Source organism: Streptomyces sp. ITFR-6, assembly GCF_031844725.1.
Taxonomy (GTDB): domain Bacteria; phylum Actinomycetota; class Actinomycetes; order Streptomycetales; family Streptomycetaceae; genus Streptomyces.
In genome coordinates this window covers 5,356,950-5,378,103 of the sequence record NZ_CP134612.1, presented here as the reverse complement: position 1 = coordinate 5,378,103, position 21,154 = coordinate 5,356,950, and the positions used below count along the sequence as shown (strand labels likewise).

11 protein-coding genes are annotated in these 21,154 nt (G+C 72.1%); 5 read left to right on the top strand and 6 right to left on the bottom strand.

What is annotated here, in order from left to right; translation table 11 throughout:
- Nucleotides 1–51: 51 nt before the first annotated feature.
- Both RLT59_RS24555 and RLT59_RS24550 read right to left on the bottom strand, forming a co-directional pair.
- Nucleotides 52–1,302, bottom strand: a complete 1,251-nt coding sequence (locus RLT59_RS24555) for a protein kinase domain-containing protein (protein WP_311305402.1) — start codon at nt 1,300–1,302, stop codon at nt 52–54.
- 203 nt (nt 1,303–1,505) lie between these two features.
- Nucleotides 1,506–3,140, bottom strand: coding sequence for a serine/threonine-protein kinase (locus RLT59_RS24550; RefSeq protein WP_311305401.1), 1,635 nt, complete (start codon nt 3,138–3,140; stop codon nt 1,506–1,508).
- Between the two features lie 500 nt (nt 3,141–3,640).
- Here RLT59_RS24550 and RLT59_RS24545 point away from each other — a divergent pair, with 500 nt between their 5' ends.
- The 5 genes from RLT59_RS24545 to RLT59_RS24525 all read left to right on the top strand — a co-directional run bounded on the left by RLT59_RS24545 (nt 3,641) and on the right by RLT59_RS24525 (nt 13,694).
- On the top strand, nt 3,641–7,222 hold the full coding sequence (locus tag RLT59_RS24545; protein ID WP_311305400.1) for an FtsK/SpoIIIE domain-containing protein: 3,582 nt from the start codon (nt 3,641–3,643) through the stop codon (nt 7,220–7,222).
- 227 nt (nt 7,223–7,449) lie between these two features.
- Nucleotides 7,450–8,820: an ABC transporter substrate-binding protein gene (locus RLT59_RS24540; protein ID WP_311305399.1), complete on the top strand. Its 1,371-nt coding sequence runs from the start codon at nt 7,450–7,452 to the stop codon at nt 8,818–8,820.
- 4 nt (nt 8,821–8,824) lie between these two features.
- Entirely contained in the window at nt 8,825–10,249 is a 1,425-nt protein-coding gene (locus RLT59_RS24535) for a carbohydrate ABC transporter permease (protein ID WP_311305398.1), read from the top strand.
- Nucleotides 10,246–11,169, top strand: a complete 924-nt coding sequence (locus RLT59_RS24530; RefSeq protein WP_311305397.1) for a carbohydrate ABC transporter permease — start codon at nt 10,246–10,248, stop codon at nt 11,167–11,169. Before RLT59_RS24535 ends, RLT59_RS24530 begins: the two co-directional genes overlap by 4 nt.
- 353 nt (nt 11,170–11,522) lie before the next feature.
- Complete coding sequence (locus RLT59_RS24525) at nt 11,523–13,694, top strand: bifunctional glycosyltransferase/CDP-glycerol:glycerophosphate glycerophosphotransferase (RefSeq protein WP_311305396.1); 2,172 nt, start codon at nt 11,523–11,525, stop codon at nt 13,692–13,694.
- A gap of 67 nt (nt 13,695–13,761) precedes the next feature.
- On the opposite strand, the gene RLT59_RS24520 is transcribed toward RLT59_RS24525, so the two are convergent.
- From RLT59_RS24520 to RLT59_RS24505, 4 genes are all read right to left on the bottom strand, one after another.
- A complete protein-coding gene (locus RLT59_RS24520) occupies nt 13,762–14,136 on the bottom strand; it encodes a DMT family transporter (protein WP_311305395.1) in 375 nt (124 codons plus the stop codon).
- A gap of 70 nt (nt 14,137–14,206) precedes the next feature.
- Entirely contained in the window at nt 14,207–15,721 is a 1,515-nt protein-coding gene (locus RLT59_RS24515) for a methyltransferase domain-containing protein (protein WP_311305394.1), read from the bottom strand.
- A gap of 83 nt (nt 15,722–15,804) precedes the next feature.
- Entirely contained in the window at nt 15,805–16,986 is a 1,182-nt protein-coding gene (locus RLT59_RS24510) for a hypothetical protein (protein ID WP_311305393.1), read from the bottom strand.
- Between the two features lie 322 nt (nt 16,987–17,308).
- Nucleotides 17,309–20,845, bottom strand: coding sequence for a bifunctional glycosyltransferase/CDP-glycerol:glycerophosphate glycerophosphotransferase (locus RLT59_RS24505; RefSeq protein ID WP_311305392.1), 3,537 nt, complete (start codon nt 20,843–20,845; stop codon nt 17,309–17,311).
- Nucleotides 20,846–21,154: the final 309 nt, after the last annotated feature.

Sequence of the window (21,154 nt, the reverse complement as noted above, 5' to 3'; positions counted from 1 at the left end):
CGCGTGATCGCGGCCCGCCGCCCCTTCTTTCTCAGGGGGTGCCGGGGGTTCTCAGGGGGTGCCGGGGGCGGAGCTGCCGGTCTCCTGCGGGGTCGCGCCCGCGTCGTCACCGCTCATCGCCAGCCAGCCGCCGACCCCGAGTCCGGCGACGAGTATCAGTGCCGCCGCGCCCAGGGTGATGCGGCGCTTGCGGATGGCCGCCGACTTGTTGCGCGCGGAGCCGGGCCGGGGCCGGCCGGGGGCGCGCGGGGCGCGGGCGGTGCCCCGGGGGCCGCCGGAGAGCTCGTCGGGGGCCGGGACGCGCATGCTCGTGTGGGTGTCCCGGTTGGAGTCGGGGGACGAGCCGGGGACCAGCGGCACCGCGCCCCGGCGGCGGGGCTCCTCGGCCGTCGGGGTGTACTGCTGCTCGTCGTAGCCCTGCCCATGCGGCTGGGGCTCCGGTTCCTCGTCCGGCTCGTCCACGTCCAGCGGCGGGATGCCGGCGAGCTGCGGAAGCTGTTCGCGCAGCCGGGCCGCCAGCTCGGAGGCGCGCAGCCGGGAGGCGGGGGCCTTGGCCAGGCACTGGACCAGCAGCTGCCAGAGCTCGTCGGGGATGCCGGGGAGCGGGACGACGGTCTCGGTGACATGGCGGCGCAGTACGGCGCCGGGGTGGCCGCCGCCGAAGGGCGTGAAGCCCGCGAGGAGCTCGTACAGCACCGTCGCGAGGGCGTAGATGTCGACGGCGGCGCGCGGCGGGAGGCCCTCGACGATCTCGGGGGCCAGGTAGTCGGGCGTCCCGATGATCTTGGTGGCCTTGGTGCGGCGCGGGGTGTCGATCAGCTTGGCCACGCCGAAGTCGGTGAGCAGCGCGGGGTGGGAGTTGCCGGGTCCGAGCGGGCCCTCCATGTCGAGCAGGATGTTCTCCGGCTTGACGTCGCGGTGGACCACCCCGGCGGCGTGCGCGGCGGCGAGGCCGTCCGCGACGTCCGCGACGATCGCGACGGCGGCCTCCGGGGCCAGCCTGCGCTCGCGGTCGAGCCGGGTGCGCAGATCCGTGCCGCGCACCAGGTCCATGACCAGCGCCAGGTCGTTGCCGTCCACCACGAGGTCGCGGACGGCGACGATGTGCGGATGGTCGAGGCCCAGCAGGGCGGTGCGCTCCTGGACGAACCGGCCGACGAGTTCCTGGTCGGACGCGAGGTCCTCGCGGAGGAGTTTGATGGCGACGGGCCCCTCGGGGCCGTCGCCGAGCCACACCGTTCCGGCGCTGCCGCGCCCCAGGATCTGGTGGGCGGTGTACCGGCTGCCGATATTCCGTGCCAAGACTGCTCCCTCAGCGGCTGGCGATTGGGCCCTCGCGCAACAACCCCCGGTCGACAAAGTTACGCGGCGATCGGGGGGTCGCGTGCCCTGGATGGCGCCAACCTTCACTTCTGCGTACGAATTGCCAGGGAATTGGTTCGCGGAAGTCGATATAGCTACAGAATTGACGGGGCGTCCGGCCGGATCGGCGGCGCCCCGCCCCGTCAGTTGCCGCTGTCGCCGCCCAGCGCCGAGACCCAGTCGCTGATCTTGCCGGCGGCGTCGCTGATCGCGTGCCAGTAGCTCTGGCCCTGCCCGATCCAGTCCTTCAACGGCGTGAGTTCCCAGATCAGCCAGCTCGCCACGACGAGAAGGACCAGCGTGAACAGGCAGCCCTTCAGACAGCCGAGGCCGGGGATCTTCATCGGGTTGGCGCTGCGCTGCCTGGGCTCGCGGGGCGCGCGCTGAGCAGGCTGCTGGGGTTGCTGCGGCGGCGCGTACTGCTGGCGCTGCTGCTGCGGCTGGTACTGCTGCTGCTGAGGCTGCGGCTGGTACTGCTGCTGCGGGGGGTACTGCTGCTGAGGCTGCTGCCGGTTCCGCGGCGGGTACTGCTGCTGGCGCGGCTGCTGCTGTTGCTGCTGAGGCTGGCGCTGGGGGCGGCGGCGCAGCGGGTCCTGGCTCGGGTCGAGGTACTGGACCTGCGTCTGGTCGTTGCGGTCGCGGGCGGCCTGGAGCTGGGACTGCCAGGGGTGCGGTCCGTCGGGCCGCGGGGCGCCCTCGGGCCGCGCCGGGACGGGCGGCATGACCGCGGTCGGGTCGGCGTGGCCGCCCTGGCCGGCGTTCTGCTGCATGACGCTGGTGGCCGCGTTCGGGTCGTACGAGCCGGCGTTGCTCGGCAGCACCTGCGTCGGGTCCGCCGCTCCGGGCGTCTCCGGAACGGCGGTGGGCGCCGGGTCGGGCGCCAGCAGGACGGCCACTCCGTCGGCGGCGGCGATCTGCGCCGAGTTCGCGTGCACGCCGATACCGGCGGCGACGGTGCGCAGCGCGCGGGCCAGGTTCTCGGCGCTGGGCCGCCGGTCCGGGTCCTTGCTCAGGCAGCGCTCTATGACGGTCCACAGGGGCGCGGGGACCGTGCTGGGGCGGCGGGGCTCCTCGCTGAGGTGGCGCTGCAGGACTTCGAGCGCGGTGCCACCGGCGAACGGCGGACGGCCGGTGAGCAGCTCGTACAGCAGGATTCCGGCGCCGTAGATGTCGACGGCGGAGGTCTGCGGGCGGCCCTCGGCCGACTCGGGCGCCACATAGGCCGGCGTGCCGACGAACTCGTGGGTCCGGGTCAGCCCCGGGGAGTCCGCGAGCCGGGCGATGCCGAAGTCGGTGAGCATCGGGTGCATCTGGCCGTCGCGCTCGGAGACCAGCACGTTGGCGGGCTTCAGGTCGCGGTGGACGACGCCGTCGGCGTGGCTGGCGGCGAGCGCGTCAGCGATCTGGGCGGTGAGCAGCGAGGCGGCGACCGGGGTGAGCGGGCCGTTGTCGCGCAGGTAGTGGTGCAGGTCGGGCCCGTCGACCAGGTCCATCACCAGGGCGAGGAGGTCTCCCTCCACGACCAGGTCCCGGGTGCGCACGATGTTCTCGTGGGTGAGCCGCAGCAGAACGGAGCGCTCGCGCAGGAACCGCATCACGACATCCGCGTCGTTGGCGAGCTCCTCCTTGAGGACCTTGATCGCGACGAGCTCGCCGGGCTGGCCGGTGACGGCCGCCTCCGCGCCCGCGGCCTCGCGCTGGCGGGCGCGCCAGACGGTGCCCGTGGCGCCGCGTCCCAGCGGCTCTTCGAGCAGGTACTTGCTGCCTACCGGCCGCACGTCATGCGCTCCCTGCTGATCGTGGTGCTTGCGGTCCCCCGGATTCCCTCCAGGAGTTTCCGGCCCACTCTAGAGCCTGTCCGAGGGTGGGTGACCGGCTCCGTCCGGTTGCCGCTTTGTCCGGAATTCCCCGAGGGGGCGGGTCTCGGCGCTCCGGGGTGCGCCGGTTACGGGGGAAGACGCCCACTTCGTACGGATGGTTGCCGCACCGGGGGGCGCGCGATCTCTCCGGGCGCCGGAGCGGCCCGTATCGGTCGTGCCGGGAACGGCCCAAGCAGGCACTTTTGTGCGCACAGCAGACCTTTCAAGATCACTTAGCGGTGACCCCCGGGCGTGTTGTCAGTGGCAGGTGCGAGGATGCCTCCAGCACGGAACTGTGGGGGCGGGAACCCCGCGGTACGTGACGAACCTGTACCGGACGACGCGTCCGTGCCGGGTGGGGGGAATCACAGGGCGTTTCCCCTGCCGGGCACCCCGCGCAGAAGGGACCGCTGACGGCGATGCAGATCCGGCTGACCGTCCTCGCGCCGCGCAGCGGCCAGACCCCGGCGCGCGCCTGCGATGTGCTGGTCACCGCCCCCGTGGGGACGGCGCTGGCCACCGTGGCGTCCGGCCTGGCCGCGGCCGTCTCCGGGCCCGACGGCTCCCTCGGCAGCGGAGCGGTGGTGCTGTTCGCCGGACGGGAGCGGCTCGACGCGCACCGCAGCGCCCTCGGTGAGCCGCCCCTGGTCGACGGGGCGGTGCTCTCGCTCCAGGTCCCGGGCGAGGACGAGTCGACGGACGAGACGGTTCCGGCGCGGCTGCACGTGGTCGCCGGACCGGACGCGGGCGGGGTCCACCTGCTGCACGGCGGGCAGATCCGGATCGGGCGCTCGGCAGAGGCCGATGTGCCGCTCGACGACCCGGACGTCTCGCGGCTGCACTGCGCGGTGACCGTCTCCGACGACGGCCGGGTCTCGGTGGCCGACCTGGGCTCCACCAACGGCACCTCGCTGGACGGCGCGGAGGTCCGCGACCGGCCGGTCCTGCTGCAGCCCGGTGCGCTGCTGCGGCTGGGCGAGTCGACGCTCCGGCTGACCTCGGGGGCGCGTACGCCGACGCTGGCGACGACACCGGACGGCGAGGGACATCTGCGGGTGGCCGGCGCCCCGGCAGAGCCCGGCCCCGGTCACGGGGACGGCTCCGCCCACACGTACAGCGCGGCCGCGCGCCCCGGGACCGGTTCCGACGAGGAAGCCGCCTTCCACGGACACGAACACGGACACCCGCACGGACACCTGCACGGGCACAGCCACGGGCAGGACCACGGGCCCGGCCACGAGCACAGCGCGGACGACGACGGGCGCGGACGGTCCCAGGCGCGGCCCCGGCCCGGCTCCGGGCTCCCGGGCCGCCACCCGGACGCGGAGACCCCCCGGCGCGGCATAGGCTCCTGGGCCCGCCGGCTCGCGGGCGGCAAGGGCGATCCGGTGCACGAGAGCGCGCCCGACGAGACGCCCGCACCGGTCCCGGTCCCCGCCACCTTCACCGCACTGCCCACCGCTCCGGAGGGCACCTGGCCCGATCCGGCCTCCGTGCTGCTGACCGCCCTCGGCCCCGGCCCCCGGCTGTGGGAGCGCGACACCGCGCATCCGGAGGCGCTGGTGGTCCGGCTGGGCACCACAGAGCGGGCCGAGCTGCCGGCCGTGCCGGTGACCGTGGGGCTGCGGGAGGCGGGCTCACTGGGGCTCGCCGGACCGCGGGACCGGCTGTCCGGGCTCGCCCGCTCTGCCGTGGCGCAGCTCGCCGCCCTGCACTCCCCCGCCGATCTGGAGATCGTGCTGATCAGCACGGACCGGGCCCGCGGGCTGGACGAGCGCAGGCGCGAGTGGTCCTGGCTCGGCTGGCTGCCGCATCTGCGCCCGATGCACGGCCAGGACTGCCGGCTGCTGCTCGCGTACGACCGTGAGCAGGCCGACGCCCGGACCACGGAGCTGGTGCGCCGGCTGGACGACGGGCCGCTGGGCCCCGGCTGGGCGAGCCTGGACCGCGCGACGGTCGCCGAGGCCGCCCGGCACTACGAGGGTCCGCTCACCGTGGTGGTCGTGGACGGCGACCCCGGCTCCTCCGCACTGCGTGAGAGCACCGCCCGGCTGGCCTCCGCGGGCGCGGCGGCGGGCATCCACCTGATCTGCCTGGCCGAGACCCCGGCCGCCACCCCCACCTCTCCGGTCGCGGCGACGTACGAAGCGGCGTGCCACGCCTCCATAGCGTTCCGGGAGTGCGGGGCCGTGGCGATGCTCAGCGGTGACGTGGCGACGGCCCTGCGGCTGCTGCGCACGGCGGGCGGCCGGGCGGCGGGCCACGGCACGGTCGCCACGGTGGACGCGGTCTCCGCGCACTGGGCGCAACGATTCGGCCGGGCGCTGGCCCCGCTGCGCGCGGAGGGGCCGTCGGGGCTGCCGGGCCGGCCCGCCGCAGTGGCGCTCCCGCCCTCCGCCCGCCTCCTGGACGAACTGGGCCTGGCCCGCGCCACCCCGGCCTCCCTGATGGCCCGCTGGGCCTCCACCGCCGAGGACCAGCCGGGCGCGACGGTGCGCGGCTCCGGCAGCTGGACGGGCGCCCGCGCCCCGGCCCCCCGCGTGGGCGCCCAGCGCACGAGCTCCGAGTCAGCCCGCCCGGACGGCCCCGGCTCGGGCCGCACCCCGTACCCCGACCGCACCGGCGCGTACGACACCAGCACCTCCGGCCGCACCCCGTACCCCGACCGCACCGACTCGGCCGGATCCGGCCGCACCCCGCACCCACGGGTGGGCGAGCAGCGGTACGACGCGGAGGCACGGGGGGCGCAGAGTTCGCGGACCCTGCCCGGCTCCGACACGCGCGGCTCCGACACCCGCGGCTGGGACGGGTCAGCGGATGTGCGGGACAGCGACAGCCTGCGGTCCGCCGGTTCCGGGCGCTCCTCCGGCCGGGTCAGCGGGCCGCGTCAGGGCGACGCCCCCCGGATCGCCACCACGGACACCGGTCCCCGCCCGGCGGCCCGTTCCGACGAGGGCGCCGCGTTCGCCGGGCGGCCCGTCGTGGTGCTCGGGGCCGGTCCGCGGGGCCCGGTGAGCGTCGATCTCGCCGACGAGGGGCCGCACCTCCTCATCGAGGGGCCCGGCGGCAGCGGGCGTACCGAGCTGCTGAGGGCCGTCGCCGCCTCGCTGGCGGCCGCCGCCCGCCCCGACCGGCTCGGCATCCTACTGGTCGACGGCGCCGGCGGCGAGCGCGGCGAGAGCCTGCACCCCTGCACCGAACTCCCGCACGTGTTCACGCACTTGGTGGCTTCGGATCCGGTCAGGATGCGGGAGTTCGCGCAGGCGCTGGGCGCGGAGGTGAAGCGGCGGGCCGAGCTGCTCGGCGGGCTCGACTTCACCGAGTGGCACAGCCGGTCGGACGCGGCACGGCGTACGGCCGGCCAGCGGTCGCCCGGCATGCCCGGCGGAGTCCACGGCGACGTGGACTCCCAGATGAGCGGCACCCTGCAACTGCGGCCGATGGCCCGGCCACCGGAGCCGGGTCCGTCACCGCTGCCCAGGCTCGTCGTGCTGGTGGACGACTTCGACGCGCTGATCGCCCCCGCCCTCGGCAGTCCGGGCCGGCCGGCCGCAGGTTCGATCGTCAGGGCGCTGGAGACCGTGGCCAGGGAGGGCGGCCGGCTCGGCGTCCACCTGGTCGCGACGTCCGCGCGGCCGGACCGTACGCAGGACACGGACCTGGCGCACGGGGCCCGGCTGCGGGTCGTGCTCGATCCGCCCGTCGTGCCGCCCTCGCCGGACGGCCCGGCGCCGGGCCGGGGCCGGCTGGGACATCCGGACGGGCGGGTGACGCCGTTCCAGGGCGGCCGGGTCACGGGCCGCATTCCGCGTACGGCGACGCTGCGGCCCACGGTCGTACCGCTGGAGTGGGAGCGGATGGGCGACCCGCCGACCCGCCGGCCGGTGCGCGAACTGGGCAACGGGCCGACCGACCTGGCGCTGCTGGCCAGCGCGCTGGAGCGGGCGGCGCGTTCGGTCAACGCCGAGCCGCTGGCACCGCTCGCGCCCGCCCACCCCTGAGGGGGACCTGCCCGCAGGAACCGGCCGATCGTCCCCAATCTCCGTATACCGTCACTGACTTGACGTCACGAGCCCACAACGATCATTGAGTTGGGCCCGATTCCGGTATTGCGGCACCCGGGTGCCGGGCGTAGGACTGTGCGCACACGACCACGTGAAGAATGACCGGAACCGTCGGAGTCCGGCGGTTCCGATCGGTGCACGCGCACAGGAGAGACGGGGCAGGGATGCGCACAACGCTTCGGATTCGCAGGGCCGCCATGGTCTTCACAGCCATCGGAGCACTGGCCCTCACCGGCTGCGGCGACGACGGTGACGGCGGAAAGGGCAAGGCCGACGGGGGCGGCTCCGAAGGAGGCAAGGACAGCGCGTCGAGCGTCGTCCTGCCGAAACTGGACGGCGAGAAGATCTCCGTCGCGGCGGTCTGGACCGGCCCGGAACAGGCCAACTTCGTCAAGGTCCTCAAGGAGTTCGAGAAGCGCACGGGGGCGACGGTCACCTTCGTCCCGGCGCAGGACCCGATCGTCAACTTCCTCGGTACGAAGATCGCGGGCGGCCAGCCGCCGGACCTCGCGATGATCCCGCAGGTCGGCGCGATCCAGCAGGCCGTCGCGAAGAAGTGGGCGAAGCCCGCAGGAGCCGAGGCGAAGGCCCAGCTGACCAAGAACTACTCCAAGGTCTGGCAGGACCTGGGCTCCGTGGACGGCACCCAGTACGGGGTGTACTTCAAGGCCGCCAACAAGTCGCTGATCTGGTACAACGCCAAGGCGTTCGAGAACGCCGGGGCGAAGGAGGCGAAGACCTGGAAGGACTTCCTGGCCACCGCGGAGACGGTGTCCGCCTCGGGAGTCACCCCGGTCTCGGTCGCCGGTGCGGACGGCTGGACGCTCACCGACTGGTTCGAGAACATCTACCTCTCCCAGGCGGGCCCGGAGAAGTACGACCAGCTGGCCCAGCACAAGATCAAGTGGACGGACCCGTCCGTCAAGGACGCGCTGACCACCCTCGGGCAGCTCTTCGGCAAGCCCTCCCTGATCGCGGGCGGCGCCGACGGCGCACTCCAGACGGAGTTCCCGGCGTCGGTCACCCAGACCTTCACCGGCGGTGACCAGCCCAAGGGCGCGATGGTCTTCGAGGCCGACTTCGTCGGCGTCAACATCCAGCAGACCAAGGCCAAGATCGGTACGGACGCCAAGGTGTTCCCGTTCCCCGCGGTCGGCGCCGAGTCGCCCGTGGTGACCGGCGGGGACGCCGCGGTGGCGCTGAAGGACACCAAGGGCGCCCAGGCCCTGCTGACCTGGCTGGCCTCCGCCGACGCCGCGAAGATCGCGGCCGAGCAGGGCGGGTTCATCTCGCCCAACAAGGCCATGGACGTGGCCGCTTACCCCAACGAGGTGCAGCGCACGATCGCTAAGGCGCTGATCGCGGCCGGTGACGCCGTCCGCTTCGACATGTCCGACCAGGCCCCGCAGTCGTTCGGCGGGACGCCCGGCAAGGGTGAGTGGAAGAGCCTCCAGGACTTCCTCAAGAACCCGAAGGACATCGCGGGGACCCAGGCCAAACTGGAGTCCGACGCGGCCAAGGCATACAAGAGCTGACGGGATGACGACAGCCGCAGCGGGGGGCGCCGACGAGGCGCCCTCCGCCGACACCGGATCCCGCGGCGGAACCTCGGTACCCGCCCCCAGAAGGCCCGGGGACGGGCAGCCGCCCCTCCGCCGGGTCCCCAGCCGCAAGAGCGTGACCGGTACCCGGAGGGTCATCGCGGCGCTCTTTCTGCTGCCCGCTCTGGTCCTGCTCGGCGCGCTCGTGGTCTACCCGATCGTGTACTCCGTCTACCGGTCGTTCTTCGACCAGGCGGGGACCGGGTTCGCCGGACTCGACAACTACAAGGCACTGTTCTCCGACGACACCATCCGTACCGCGATCAAGAACAACGCGATCTGGGTCGTCCTCGCACCGACCGTCTCCACCGTTCTCGGCCTGATCTTCGCCGTGCTGACCGAACGGATCCGCTGGGGCACCGCGTTCAAGCTGATCGTCTTCATGCCGATGGCGATCTCGATGCTCGCCGCGGGCATCATCTTCCGGCTGGTGTACGACCAGGCGCCGGAGCGCGGGATCGCCAACGCCGTCGCGGTGGGCGTGCACGACACGTTCTCCGGGTCGACCGGCTTCCCCAAGGCGCATCCACTGCCCGTCCACCCGCTCAAGGCGGCCGACGGCGGGTCCTTCGTGACCAAGACGCCGGTCCGGGCCGGGGAACCGGTCCAGCTGCCCCTGGTCGGGGTGGCGCCCGCGAAGATGCCCGGCGACGCGAAGCCCGCGCGGACCCCCGCGAAGGCGGACGACGGCGGGATCACCGGCACCGCCTGGCTGGACTTCACCAAGGGCGGCGGCGGAAAGCCCAACGTCATCGACCCCTCGGAGCTCGGCCTCAAGGGCATCGAGGTCGAGGCCGTCAAGGACGGCGAGGTGGTCGCCTCGGCCACCGCGGCCGCCGACGGCACGTTCACCCTGCCCGCGGCGGCGGACGGCGCCGAACTCCGGCTGCCCGCCTCCAACTTCAGGGAGCCGTACAACGGCGTCGACTGGCTCGGGCCGAGCCTCGTGACGCCCGGCATCATCGGCAGCTACGTCTGGATGTGGGCGGGCTTCGCCATGGTGCTGATCGCGGCCGGCCTGGCGGGCCTGCCGCGCGAACTCCTCGAAGCGGCCCGGGTCGACGGGGCGAACGAGTGGCAGGTGTTCCGCCGGATCACGGTGCCGATGCTCGCCCCGGTCCTCGCGGTGGTCCTGGTGACGCTGATGATCAACGTCCTGAAGGTCTTCGACCTGGTCTTCATCATCGCGCCGGGCTCCTCGCAGGACGACGCGAACGTGCTGGCGCTCCAGCTCTACCGGTCCTCGTTCGGCACGGACGCGGACCTCGGGATCGGCAGCGCCATCGCCGTACTCCTGCTGCTGCTGGTGGTTCCGGTGATGCTCTTCAACATCAGGCGGATACGTAAGGAGGGGCGCCGATGACGGCACCCACGGCCACGGCCCCGCCCGCCGGGGCGGGCGACGCCCCGGGCACCGGCACGGCGAAGGCCGGGCGGTCGCTCGGCGCCCGGATCGCGGCACGGGCCGGCGGCGGCGTCATGCGGGTCGTCCTGATCCTGGTGGCCCTGTTCTGGCTGATGCCCACCATCGGGCTGTTCCTGTCCTCGCTGCGCGGTGCGGACAAGATCGCGGCCACCGGCTGGTGGCAGATCTTCACCACCCCGTCCGAACTGACCTTCGACAACTACTCCCGACTGCTGGACAATTCGACGATCACCGACTCGCTGCTCAGCACGGTGATGATCACCGTCCCGTCGACCGTTCTGGTCGTCGTGATCGGCTCGCTCGCCGGATACGCCTTCGCCTGGATGGAGTTCCCGGGCCGCGACTGGTGGTTCCTGGTCGTGGTGGGGCTGTTGGTGGTCCCGGTGCAGGTGGCGCTGATCCCGGTCTCCAAGCTCTTCGGCACGGTCGGCATCTTCGAGACGACCTTCGGCGTGATCATCTTCCACACCGCCTTCGGACTGCCGTTCGCCATCTTCCTGTTGCGCAACTTCTTCGCGGAGATCCCGCGGGAACTGCTGGAGGCGGCACGGCTCGACGGGGCGGGCGAGATCCGGCTCTTCACCCGGGTCGTGATGCCGCTGGGCGGTCCGGCGATCGCCTCGCTCGGAATCTTCCAGTTCCTCTGGGTGTGGAACGACATGCTGGTCGCCCTGATCTTCGCGGACTCCGACTCGCCGCCGATCACGGTCGCACTCCAGCAGCAGGTGCGGCAGTTCGGCAACAACATCGATGTGCTGGCGCCCGGCGCCTTCGTCTCTATGGTGATTCCGCTCGCCGTGTTCTTCGCCTTCCAGCGCCAGTTCGTCTCCGGCGTCATGGCAGGCGCGGTCAAGTAGCCACCGGGCGCGAACCTCGCCCTGGCGGCCCGTGCACGTCGTTAACGCGGGGCAGTCCGATAAGTCACCATGGACTGCCCCGTACGCGTGTCCGGGACGCCTCCGCCCCGGGTCGGCGGACCGGCCATACCACGCCTCGCCCGCCCCGCGACGCCCAAGGGTCACTTAAGGGTGTGCGTAGTATGATAAGTGGGGCCTATCAGTCGCGCCGCCGACCACTGCGGCCGCCCCAGCGGGGCCCCACCCTTCCCCTCCCCCGCTTTCGCACCGTTGCCAGTCCCCTGCCCGTTCTGCTGGGCACTCCGCAGTAATCTGTCTGCGCCCCAGTACGCACAGTCCGAGAAAGAGTCTGTATGCCCCGGCTGAGTGTCATCATCCCCGTCCGCCGCGCCCGAGGAAGTCTGCGCGAGTGCCTGGAGTCGGTGCTCTCGCAGTCCTTCACGGACATCGAGGTGATCGGCGTGGAAGACGGCGCTCCGGACGGCTCGGGGCTCGTGCTGGACGAGTTCGCCGCGCTCGACAGCCGGGTCCGGGCCATCCACCTGCCCGCGGGCGCGGGAGCCCACGGCCGGCGCAACGCCGGTGCCGAGCAGGCCACCGGGGACTACCTCCTGTTCCTGGAGGGCCACTACATCTACCTGCCGAACGCGCTGCGGGAGATCGTGGACCGGCTGGACGCCACCGGCGACCCCGATGTGCTGGTCTTCGGCCACCGCAAGCGCCCGTTCCGGGGCAAGACCCGGACGACCCGGTCGCTGGAGCTGCTGAGCGGCATGCCGGCGGGCCCGCACACCCTGGCCGAGCGCAACGACCTCCTGGACATCGCGCCCGTCTCCTGGAACCGGGCGGTCCGCCGCACCGTCGCCGAGCGCGAGAGCCTGGCCTTCGGCCCCGGCCCGCACGGTGAGCGCATGTACGCGCTTTTGACGCTCGCCGTCGCCGGCTCCGTCGCCACCCTGGGCACCGCCTGCGTCGAGCACCGCCAGCAGCGCTACCTGCCCGGCCTGGCGGACGAGGCGGAGCCCACGACCGGCACGACGCCGCTGGAGCTGATCGACGCGTACGGGGAGCTGATGACCTCCGTCGAGGCGCGCCCGGCCCTGAGCCCCGTACGCGCGCTGCTCTTCGACCGCGGCGTCCAGGAGCTGCTCTCCGCGTACCCGACGGTGACCAAGCGCCGCAGGCAGTACGTCAGCGCCGTCGCCGCCTTCCACAGCGCCCACCGCCCCGACGGCTTCACCTTCCCGGGCGGCGCGAAGGGGCTCCGGCCGCAGCTGATGAGCGGCGGGAAGTACGCCGCGCTCGGCGCCCTGGACACGGCTCTGGCCACCCGTCGCAGCCTGCGCTCGGCGCCCACCACGGCACGGGCCAAGGCGAAGAAGTCGTTCACCGCGCGCTACTACAAGGCGCAGCGCAAGCTTCCGCTGGACCCGAAGCTCGCCGTCTACGCGGCCTACTGGAACCGCGGTGTGAGCTGCAACCCCGAGGCGATCTACCGCAAGGCCCAGGAGCTGGCCCCCGATGTGCACGGGGTCTGGGTGGTGTCGAAGAACCAGGTGGACTCGCTGCCGAAGGGCATCGACTACGTGGTGCCCGGCACCCGCCGCTACTGGTCGGTGCTGGCCCGCGCCACGTACTTCTTCAACAACGTCAACTTCGCGGACCACCTGGTCAAGCGCCCGGGTCAGATCCATGTGATGACCCACCACGGCACCCCGCTGAAGATCATGGGGATGGACCAGCAGAACTATCCGGCGGCCGCCCAGGGGCTCAACTTCGACCGGCTGCTCAAGCGGGTCGACCGCTGGGACTGGAGCGTCTCCGCCAACCCGCACTCCACCGAGGTGTGGTCCCGCGCCTACCCGAGCGCCGCGCGTTCGCTGGAGACCGGCTACCCGCGCAACGACGTCTTCGCGACGGCGACGCGGGAGCAGATCGACACGATCCGGGAGGGCCTCGGTATCCGCCCCGGCCAGCGCGCCCTGCTGTACGCGCCCACCCACCGCGACTACGAGGCCGGCTTCAACAGCCGTCTCGACCTGGAGCGGTTCTGCGCGGCCGTCGGCCCGGACACCGTGGTGATGGTGCGCGCGCACTATTTCTACGGCGGCGCCGGCCTCCCGGAGAACCCGCAGATCATCGACGTCAGCGAGCACCCCCGGATCGAGGACCTCTGCCTCGCGGCCGACGCGCTGATCACGGACTACTCCTCCGTGATGTTCGACTACGCGCACCTGAACCGCCCGATCGTGGTGCACGCCCCGGACTGGGAGACGTACCGCACGGTCCGCGGTGTCGTCTTCGACCTGCTGTCCGGCAAGCCCGGCGAGACCCCGGGCGCCGTCGCGACGACCACGGACGAGCTGGCGCGGGCGTTCACCGACGGCAGCTGGGACAGCCCGGCGAACGAGGCGCTGCTGAAGGCGTTCCGTGAGCGGTTCTGCCCGTACGACGACGGCCGCGCCGCCGAGCGCGTGGTGCGCCGCGTCATCCTGGGCGAGGAGCCCGCGCCCGGCACGGCCTGACCCGCCGCGCCCCGCACTGCGAAGGGCCCGCCACCGGAGCGTTCCGGTGGCGGGCCCTTCGCAGTGCTCAGCGCTGCTGGCCCGCCATGACCGTGGCGAGGCCGACGACCACGAGCGCGGAGCCGCCCCAGGTCCACACCGAGGTCCGCTCGTGCAGCACGGTCGCCCCGGCCCCCACGATCAGCAGGTAGCCGAGCGCGTTGAACGGGTACGCGATGGAGAGCGGCACCTTGGCCAGGGTGGACATCCAGGCGAGGGCGGAGACCGCGAAGACCACCAGGCCGACGACCACCCAGGGGCTGGTGGCGGCCCGCAGGGCGACGGAGCCGCCGTGCTCCCCGGCGGCGGCCGCGGCGCCCTTCATCCCGTGTTTGAGCATGATCTGGCCGCCCGCCGACGAGAACACGGCGAACAGCAGCAGCATCAGACTGGGAAGGGACAAGACCTTGCTCCTGACGGCGGCGGCCGGGTTCTCGGACGCGTGGGCTGCGGTGGGTGGGGGGATGGTCGCCTCAGACGCCGACCCGGTCGGCGGGGACGTACTGTCGGTTGAGGATGTCCTGTACATCGACGTGCTCTCCAGCGATGATCGTCTCGGCCGCATGCGGGGTGAGCAGTGCGACGTGCTGATAGCCGAACAGCGTCGGCCGGATCCGGGTCAGCAGCCTCGAAAGGCCGCCGAGTACCGCCGCGAGCGGGCCGCGCCCGAGCAGTGACCAGAACGGCGCCCCCGTCGAGGCGATGTCCAGGAGGTCGTAGCCCGCGGCGCGTACCGTGCGGCGCAGGCTGGCCCGGGTGAAGAAGCGCAGATGCGTTTCGTCGAGGATGCCCCGGCGGTCGTAGTCGAAGGCGCCGACCGCGACCCGCATCCGTGAGTACCAGTGGCTGAAGTTCGGCACGGACAGCAGCACCTGCCCGCCGGGCCGGAGCACGGTGGCGACCTCGGTGAGCACCCGCTCCGGGCGGGAGAGGTGCTCGATGACGTCTCCGGCGACGACGTAGTCGAAGTCGGTGCCGACCTCGGGCGGCAGGCCCTCCTCCAGGTTGGCGAGGTGGAAGTACGTGCACTTCTCGCGCACTCCGGGCACCTCGACGAAGTCCACCCCGGTCACCTCGTGGCCGAGTGCCTCCAGCCGCTGTGCGAACAGGCCGCCGGAGCAGCCGAGGTCCAGGACCCGGCCGGGCGGCAGCTCGCGCATCTTCTCCAGGATGACCGCGTGCGAGGAGCCGTCGCCCTCCTTGAAGGCGTACTCGACGGGCTTCGGGATCCAGGCGCAGGTGCCGAACCCCTTGACCGCCAGTCGGTATTCGAGGACGTCCTTGACGACGTCCTTGGCGTACTTCATGCCGTTGACGTAGCAGATCTCGTCGCCGTAGTACGTGGGCACGGGGATCTCCTTGATCCGCATTCCCGCGTCGAGCAGCTGGACGATGATCTGGGTGTCGAAGTCGAAGGCGTCGGTGTTCCGGTCGACCGGCAGCTTCTTGAGGGCCTCGACGCTGTAGGCGCGGTATCCGGAGTGGAATTCGGTCAGCCGCGAGCCGAGGAGGCCGTTCTCCAGCCGGGTGAGAATGCGGTTGCCGAGCCATTTGTAGAGCGGCATACCGCCCTTGAGGGCGTGCCCGGACTTCATCATCCGGGACCCGAACACGGCCTCGCACTCGCCGCGTTCGATGGGTGCGACCATTTCGGGGAGCAGTTCCGGGGCGTACTGTCCGTCGCCGTGCAGGAGCACGATGATGTCCAGTCCGTGTGCGGCCGCCAGTGCGTATCCGGCTTTCTGGTTTCCGCCGTATCCGAGGTTCTTGGTGTGCCGCATCACCACGGTGCGCGGCATTCCCTCCGCCTGCGACCAGCGGCAGCCTGCGGTGAAGGTCGCGTCGTGACTGGCATCGTCGAGAATGAGAATCTCGTCGACCCTGGACCGGAAATCCTCCGGAATCCGGTCGAGGGTCTTCTCCAGCGTTGTCTCCGCGTTGTACGCGACCACCAGGATGCCGATCCTGGGACTCGGGCTTTCCTTCACGGGGCGTTCTCCAGTTGCGCTCGGTGCTCGTTGCTGGGGTAGGGAACAGGTCGGTGGGGGGGGTGTGGCCCCGGTGTGCGCGGTCAGTTGACGGCGGTACCGGAACGCTGCGACGTACGGGGTCCGGCGAGCGGCGGGCAGGCGACGGGGAGTGTGTGCGGCCGGGTGACGAGGATGCGGCGGACGCCGGTGGCGAGGGCGGCCGCGAGGACGATCCAGCCGGCGGCGCCCAGCTCCAGGACCGGCTCGCTCCAGCGCACCGCGGAGCGCCCGCTGTAGCCGAGCACGGCCGTCAGCCCCAGCACGCAGTTGTACGCGAGCCCTTCCCAGAACCCGAGAACGAACGTTCCGGCGGCCGCCCAGGTCAGGTACTGGAGGCCGGAGGCGGTGGACAGGAGCAGCAGCAGGCCCAGCGTGACGGCGACGACCCCGGGCAGCTGCGCGGGCCGCAGCCACGCCAGCCAGACCCCGGCGGCCACGCAGAGCAGCACGAAGAGGAAGTGGCCGCCGCCCTGCATGAAGGTGATGACGGAATCCGGCAGCCCGAAGACGTCGGCGAACCGGACGAGCCCCCAGAGGTGGTAGGTGCCGCCCGCGTACTCCAGGACGTTCTCCTTGAGCCGCAGCGGCACGGTCACCAGGACCGGCCCCCAGACCAGCGCGAACAGTGCGCCGAATCCGGCGGCGAAGCGGAGCAGCACCGGCCGGCCGCCGCGCAGCGCGGCGACGAACAGCGCCGGGACCACCACCACCGGGATGAACTTGACGCTGATCGAGAGCGCCGCGGCCGCCCCGGCGGCCAGCGGTGACTTCCGGTCGGCCAGCAGATGGGCCGCGGCCAGCGCGAACGCGATGGCGACCGCGTCGGTGTTGCCGTGATAGCCGGAGGTGGCGATCAGTACCGGGCTGACGGCGACTCCGACACCGCACAGCACCGCTGTCGTCGTCCGGGCGGCCCGGCGCCGGACGATCTCGAACACGAGAATCGCGCAGCAGAAGTCAGCGAGGGCCGCGGGTGAGCGGATGAGCGTGGCGAACGACATTCCGAGTTCGGAAAGACCGTTCAGTCCGAGCAGCATCCAGCCGGCCAGGGGCGGGTGGTTGTAGACGGGGAGTCCGGGCAGCGGGTGTTCGTAGATCCGGATGGGGCCGTACACGGTGACCGCCTTGGCGAATCCCGCGAAGATGCGCACATCGGCCGGGCCCGGCGAATTCGCCGCGATGACCATGCGAGTCAGCAGGCCGACGGCCGCGGCAATGAGCACAACGGCTCTTGCGCGTCGCACGTCCCAGGATTCGCACCGCATTCGGATACCCATGAAAACAGAACGTAGCAACCCGGCGACGCTATGCAACGCACCGATGAACACACTATTCCGGCGCACGGCTCGAATGCACCGCGCGCCGGCGCAAACACCGGAAACGCCGAATCACCCGAACGGGTCAATCAGTTCGCACGGTCCGTACGCCGCGGTCCGTACGCCGCGGCACCGCCCGGCGGTTCACCCCATGCAGGTGCCCGGCCGGTACGGGTACCGGCCGGGCACATGTGCCCCCGCTGGGGCGGCGTTTCGCGCGGCGCGCGGACTACAGCATCCGGTCGACCACCCGGGCGGTCGCACGGCCGTCGTCGAGGTCGCAGAAGTCCCGCTTGAATGCCTCGTACGCTTCCGCGTGTCCCGCGAGGGCCCGGACCGGGTCGCGCAGGGCCTCGATCAGCTCTTCGGAGCCCGGGATCAGCGGGCCGGGTGCACGCTCCTCGAATTCGAAGCTGAATCCGCGCAGCGTGTCGCGGTAATGCTCCAGGTCGTAGGTGTGGAACAGCATCGGGCGGCCGGTCTGGGCGAAGTCGAACATCAGCGAGGAGTAGTCGGTGACCAGCACGTCGCTGATCAGCATCAGCTCGCCGACGTCCGGGTAGCGCGAGACGTCGCGGACGAATCCGGTGCCGCTGTCCGGAAGCCGGTCGGTGACCATGTAGTGACGGCGCACCAGCAGCACGGTGTCCGCACCCAGTTCGCGTTCGGCGGCGGCCAGGTCGAGCTGGAGGCCCAGCGAGTAGCGTCCGCCGCCCAGCTGCTGGTCCTCGCGCCAGGTCGGCGCGTACAGCACGACCCGCTTGCCCTTGGGGATCCCGAGCCGCTCCCGTACCGCCGCCGCGACCTTCGTCCGGTCGGCGGCGTGGAAGAGGTCGTTACGGGGATAGCCGCACTCCAGGACCTCGCCCTCGAAGCCGAACGAGCGGCGCAGGACAGGGGTGGAGAAGGTGTTCGGGGAGACCAGGAAGCTCCACTGCCGGGCGCGCTGCTTGAGCGTGTCGATGTAGGCGGCGTTCGCCTGGACCGTGCCCGCGAGCTCCAGGCCGATCCGCTTGAGCGGGGTGCCGTGCCAGGTCTGGACGACGGTCTGGTCCTCGCGGCGCTCGAACCACTCGGGCAGCTGCGTGTTGGTGACGACGTACCGGCTGCGGGCCAGCGCCTCGTGCCAGGCGGCCGAGCCGTGCTCCACGGCGACGGCGCCCGCGGGGATGATGGCCTGCTGGTCGCGCACCACCCACAGGTGCTCCAACTCGGCTCCCCTGGAGACGAGTTCCTCGTAGACCGCCCGGGGCGAGTCGGAGAACTGACGGCCGTCGAAGGTGCTGTACAGGGCGGCCTCGCGCAGTGGCGCGGTGCGCTGCGCGGCATAGGCGTCGCTGAGCAGCTTCTTGGCGCGCGGGCCGCGCTCGGAGGCGGCGAGCACCGGGGCGGAGACCACCAGCAGCTGGTCGCCGAAGCGCCGGGCGATGGTGTAGTCGCGGCCGGTGAGGGCGCGGGTGGCGGGCAGGGTGCGGAAGGCGGAGGCGGGGATGCGCAGCGCGATGTCGCCGCTCTCGTCGGCCGCCCCCTTCTCGCGGAAGAAGAAGTACCAGTTGCCCTCGGCCAGCGGGAGCGGGCCGCCGGGTCCCTCGACGGCGTCGGGGCGCAGTTCGGCACGGAAGTGCCGGGCGTCCTCGTCCCCGGAGAACTCGACCGGGAAGGTCGCCTCCTCGCGGTGAGCGCTGTTCTGGACCACCAGCTCGACGGGGTGTGCGCGGTCCTCGGGGAACGTGCCCTCCAGGAGGAGCCGCCCGTCGTCGGTCCAGTCGGCCAGCTCGACGTGCGGCTGTACGGTGCGGTCGCTGATCAGCAGGTTCCCGCGCGAGCTCGTGACGAGGGCGAGCTCGCGGCGTGCGCCGTTCTCGCCGTCATCGAGCGGGTAGCGGCCGGGCAGCACCGGGCCGGGCACGTCGATCGGTGTCCGCTGATCCTTGGGGCCGACGAGGTGGACGCTGTAGCCGAGGTTGTTCGGCGTGTCGTCCGCCGCCGGGCGGGCCTCCGTGACGGCCGCGAGCGGGAGTTCGGCGGTGAAGCGGCGCCAGCCGGCGGCCGAGGACCCGGTGTCCTCGCCCACCGTGACCGGGAAGTCGCAGGCGGCGCCGGTGGCCTTGTGGGTGAGGCCGAGCCGGAGCCCGCCCTCAGCGAGGCGGTCGCGGACCATGCCGGACACCAGGACGGTGCCGGCGGTGTCGCCCGCGCGGTGGGTCTCGAACCGGGCGTCGACGCGCTCCGTGTGCAGGACCAGCTTGTCGCCGTCGAACGCCGGGGCGATGCGGTGGTCACCGTCCGGACGGTAGACGGGCGGTGCCACGGTGACCTCGCGGACGGAGGGGAAGGCGCGGCGCAGCAGACCGTTCCTGGCGACGCCGATCTCCAGGTTCCAGCTGCGCTGCCTGGGCTTGCCGTCGGCGGCGATGCGGAGCTTCGCCGGGTCGATGACCGCCTCGAAGCCCGCGCGCTCGTAGTCGTGCAGGCTCTGCCGGGAGCGGGCGGTGGCCTCCGGCTCCTCGGTCCTGCGCAGCCGCAGCGGCACCACGTTGCGCCGGCCGGCCCGCAGCCAGCCGATCCGGAACTCGCCGGGGCCCGAACCCGCCGGCAGGTTACGGATGTAGGCGTACCCCGTGAGGTGCAGCTTGCCGTCGCGCCACTGGGCGTCCCGCAGCCGGGCGGCGAGCGGGAGGTCGCGGTCGGCCACGCGCAGCACCTGGGCCGGCACCGGCTGCTTCAGTACGGGGTACGCGGCCTGCCGGCGGCGTACCCCGCGTACGGCGAAGGCACCGGGCTCGCGCTTGTCGTAGGTGAGCAGCGCGAGAAGTTCTGCCATGCGGTGCTCGCGCACCAGGTACCACATCACGCGCAGTCGCAGCGGGAGTCCGTCCAGGACCTTCGGGTCGACCTGGTCGATGAACGCGTTGCAGTGCGTCAGGAAGGCCTCGCGGTAGTCCGCGTCGCCGTCGGGGAGGACCTCCATGAAGTACCAGAGGTCGTTGGCGAGGGCGTGTGCCTCGTAGTGGTTCTTGTCGGCGGCCGGGCGGTTCTCCGCCAGGAAGGTGGAGACCCCCTGCACGTGCGCGACCCGGTCGCGGACGCCCCGGACGACGGCCCTGCTGGTGGTGATCGAGCCCGGCCGGTCCCGCCAGTGGTAGACGGGGTCCTTCACGATGTCGACGGAGCCGGCCAGGAAGTGGGCCGGCAGCACGACGGGGATGTCCTCGTAGAGCGCGCCGACCGGGAAGGCGAACTCGTGCTTGTCCCAGAAGGAGCGGCGGAAGACCTTGTTGCAGGCGATCCGGTCCCCGAGGAGCTCCAGGTCGCGGGAGACGTGGGTGCGCATCCGCGTCGTCGCCATCGGCTTGCGGAACATCGGCGACTGCTGGAGTTTGCCGCCGGCGCGCAGCCGCAGCACGTTGCCGGACGCGAGGTCGGAGCCGGTCTCCTCCAGCGCCCCGACGAGCAGTTCGTACGCGTTCGGCGGGATGATGTCGTCACTGTCGACGAAGGCCAGGTAGCGGCTCTCCGGGTCGCAGTTGCGGACACCGGTGTTACGGGCGTGCCCCAGCCCGCCGTTCTGCTGGCTCACCAGCCGGAAGCGGTCGTCCCGCGCGGCGAACTCGGCGGCCAGTGCCGCGCTGCCGTCGGTGGACCCGTCGTCGACCATCACCACCTCAAGGTCGGCCATGGTCTGCTCCGCGAGGGACCGCAGGCAGTCCGTCAGGAAGAGTTCCACGTTATAGACGGGGACAACGACACTGAGCCGTGGCGGCATGTTGAGCACGTCCGTTCATCGGGGGGCCTGGCTGTCCGTATGGCTCAACCGTGAATACGGTCGGGGGTCACCGGTTACGGTCCCGAACAAGTGACTACGCCTGCCCCGTGCTCGCCCCGTGGGCAAAGCCGCTCGGGGGGTGACGGCCGTGCCTGGGGCTTCGCCCGGACGGTCCTGGAGCAGGCTCTGCGCATGCTCCGGTAGGCACGGTGGGGCGGCCCGCCAACCACACTAGCGGATGGCCGGGGACCCCCGAAAAACGCGCTGGGACGCCCGTACGAGACGTCGCCCCGGTGTGCGGACAACGCC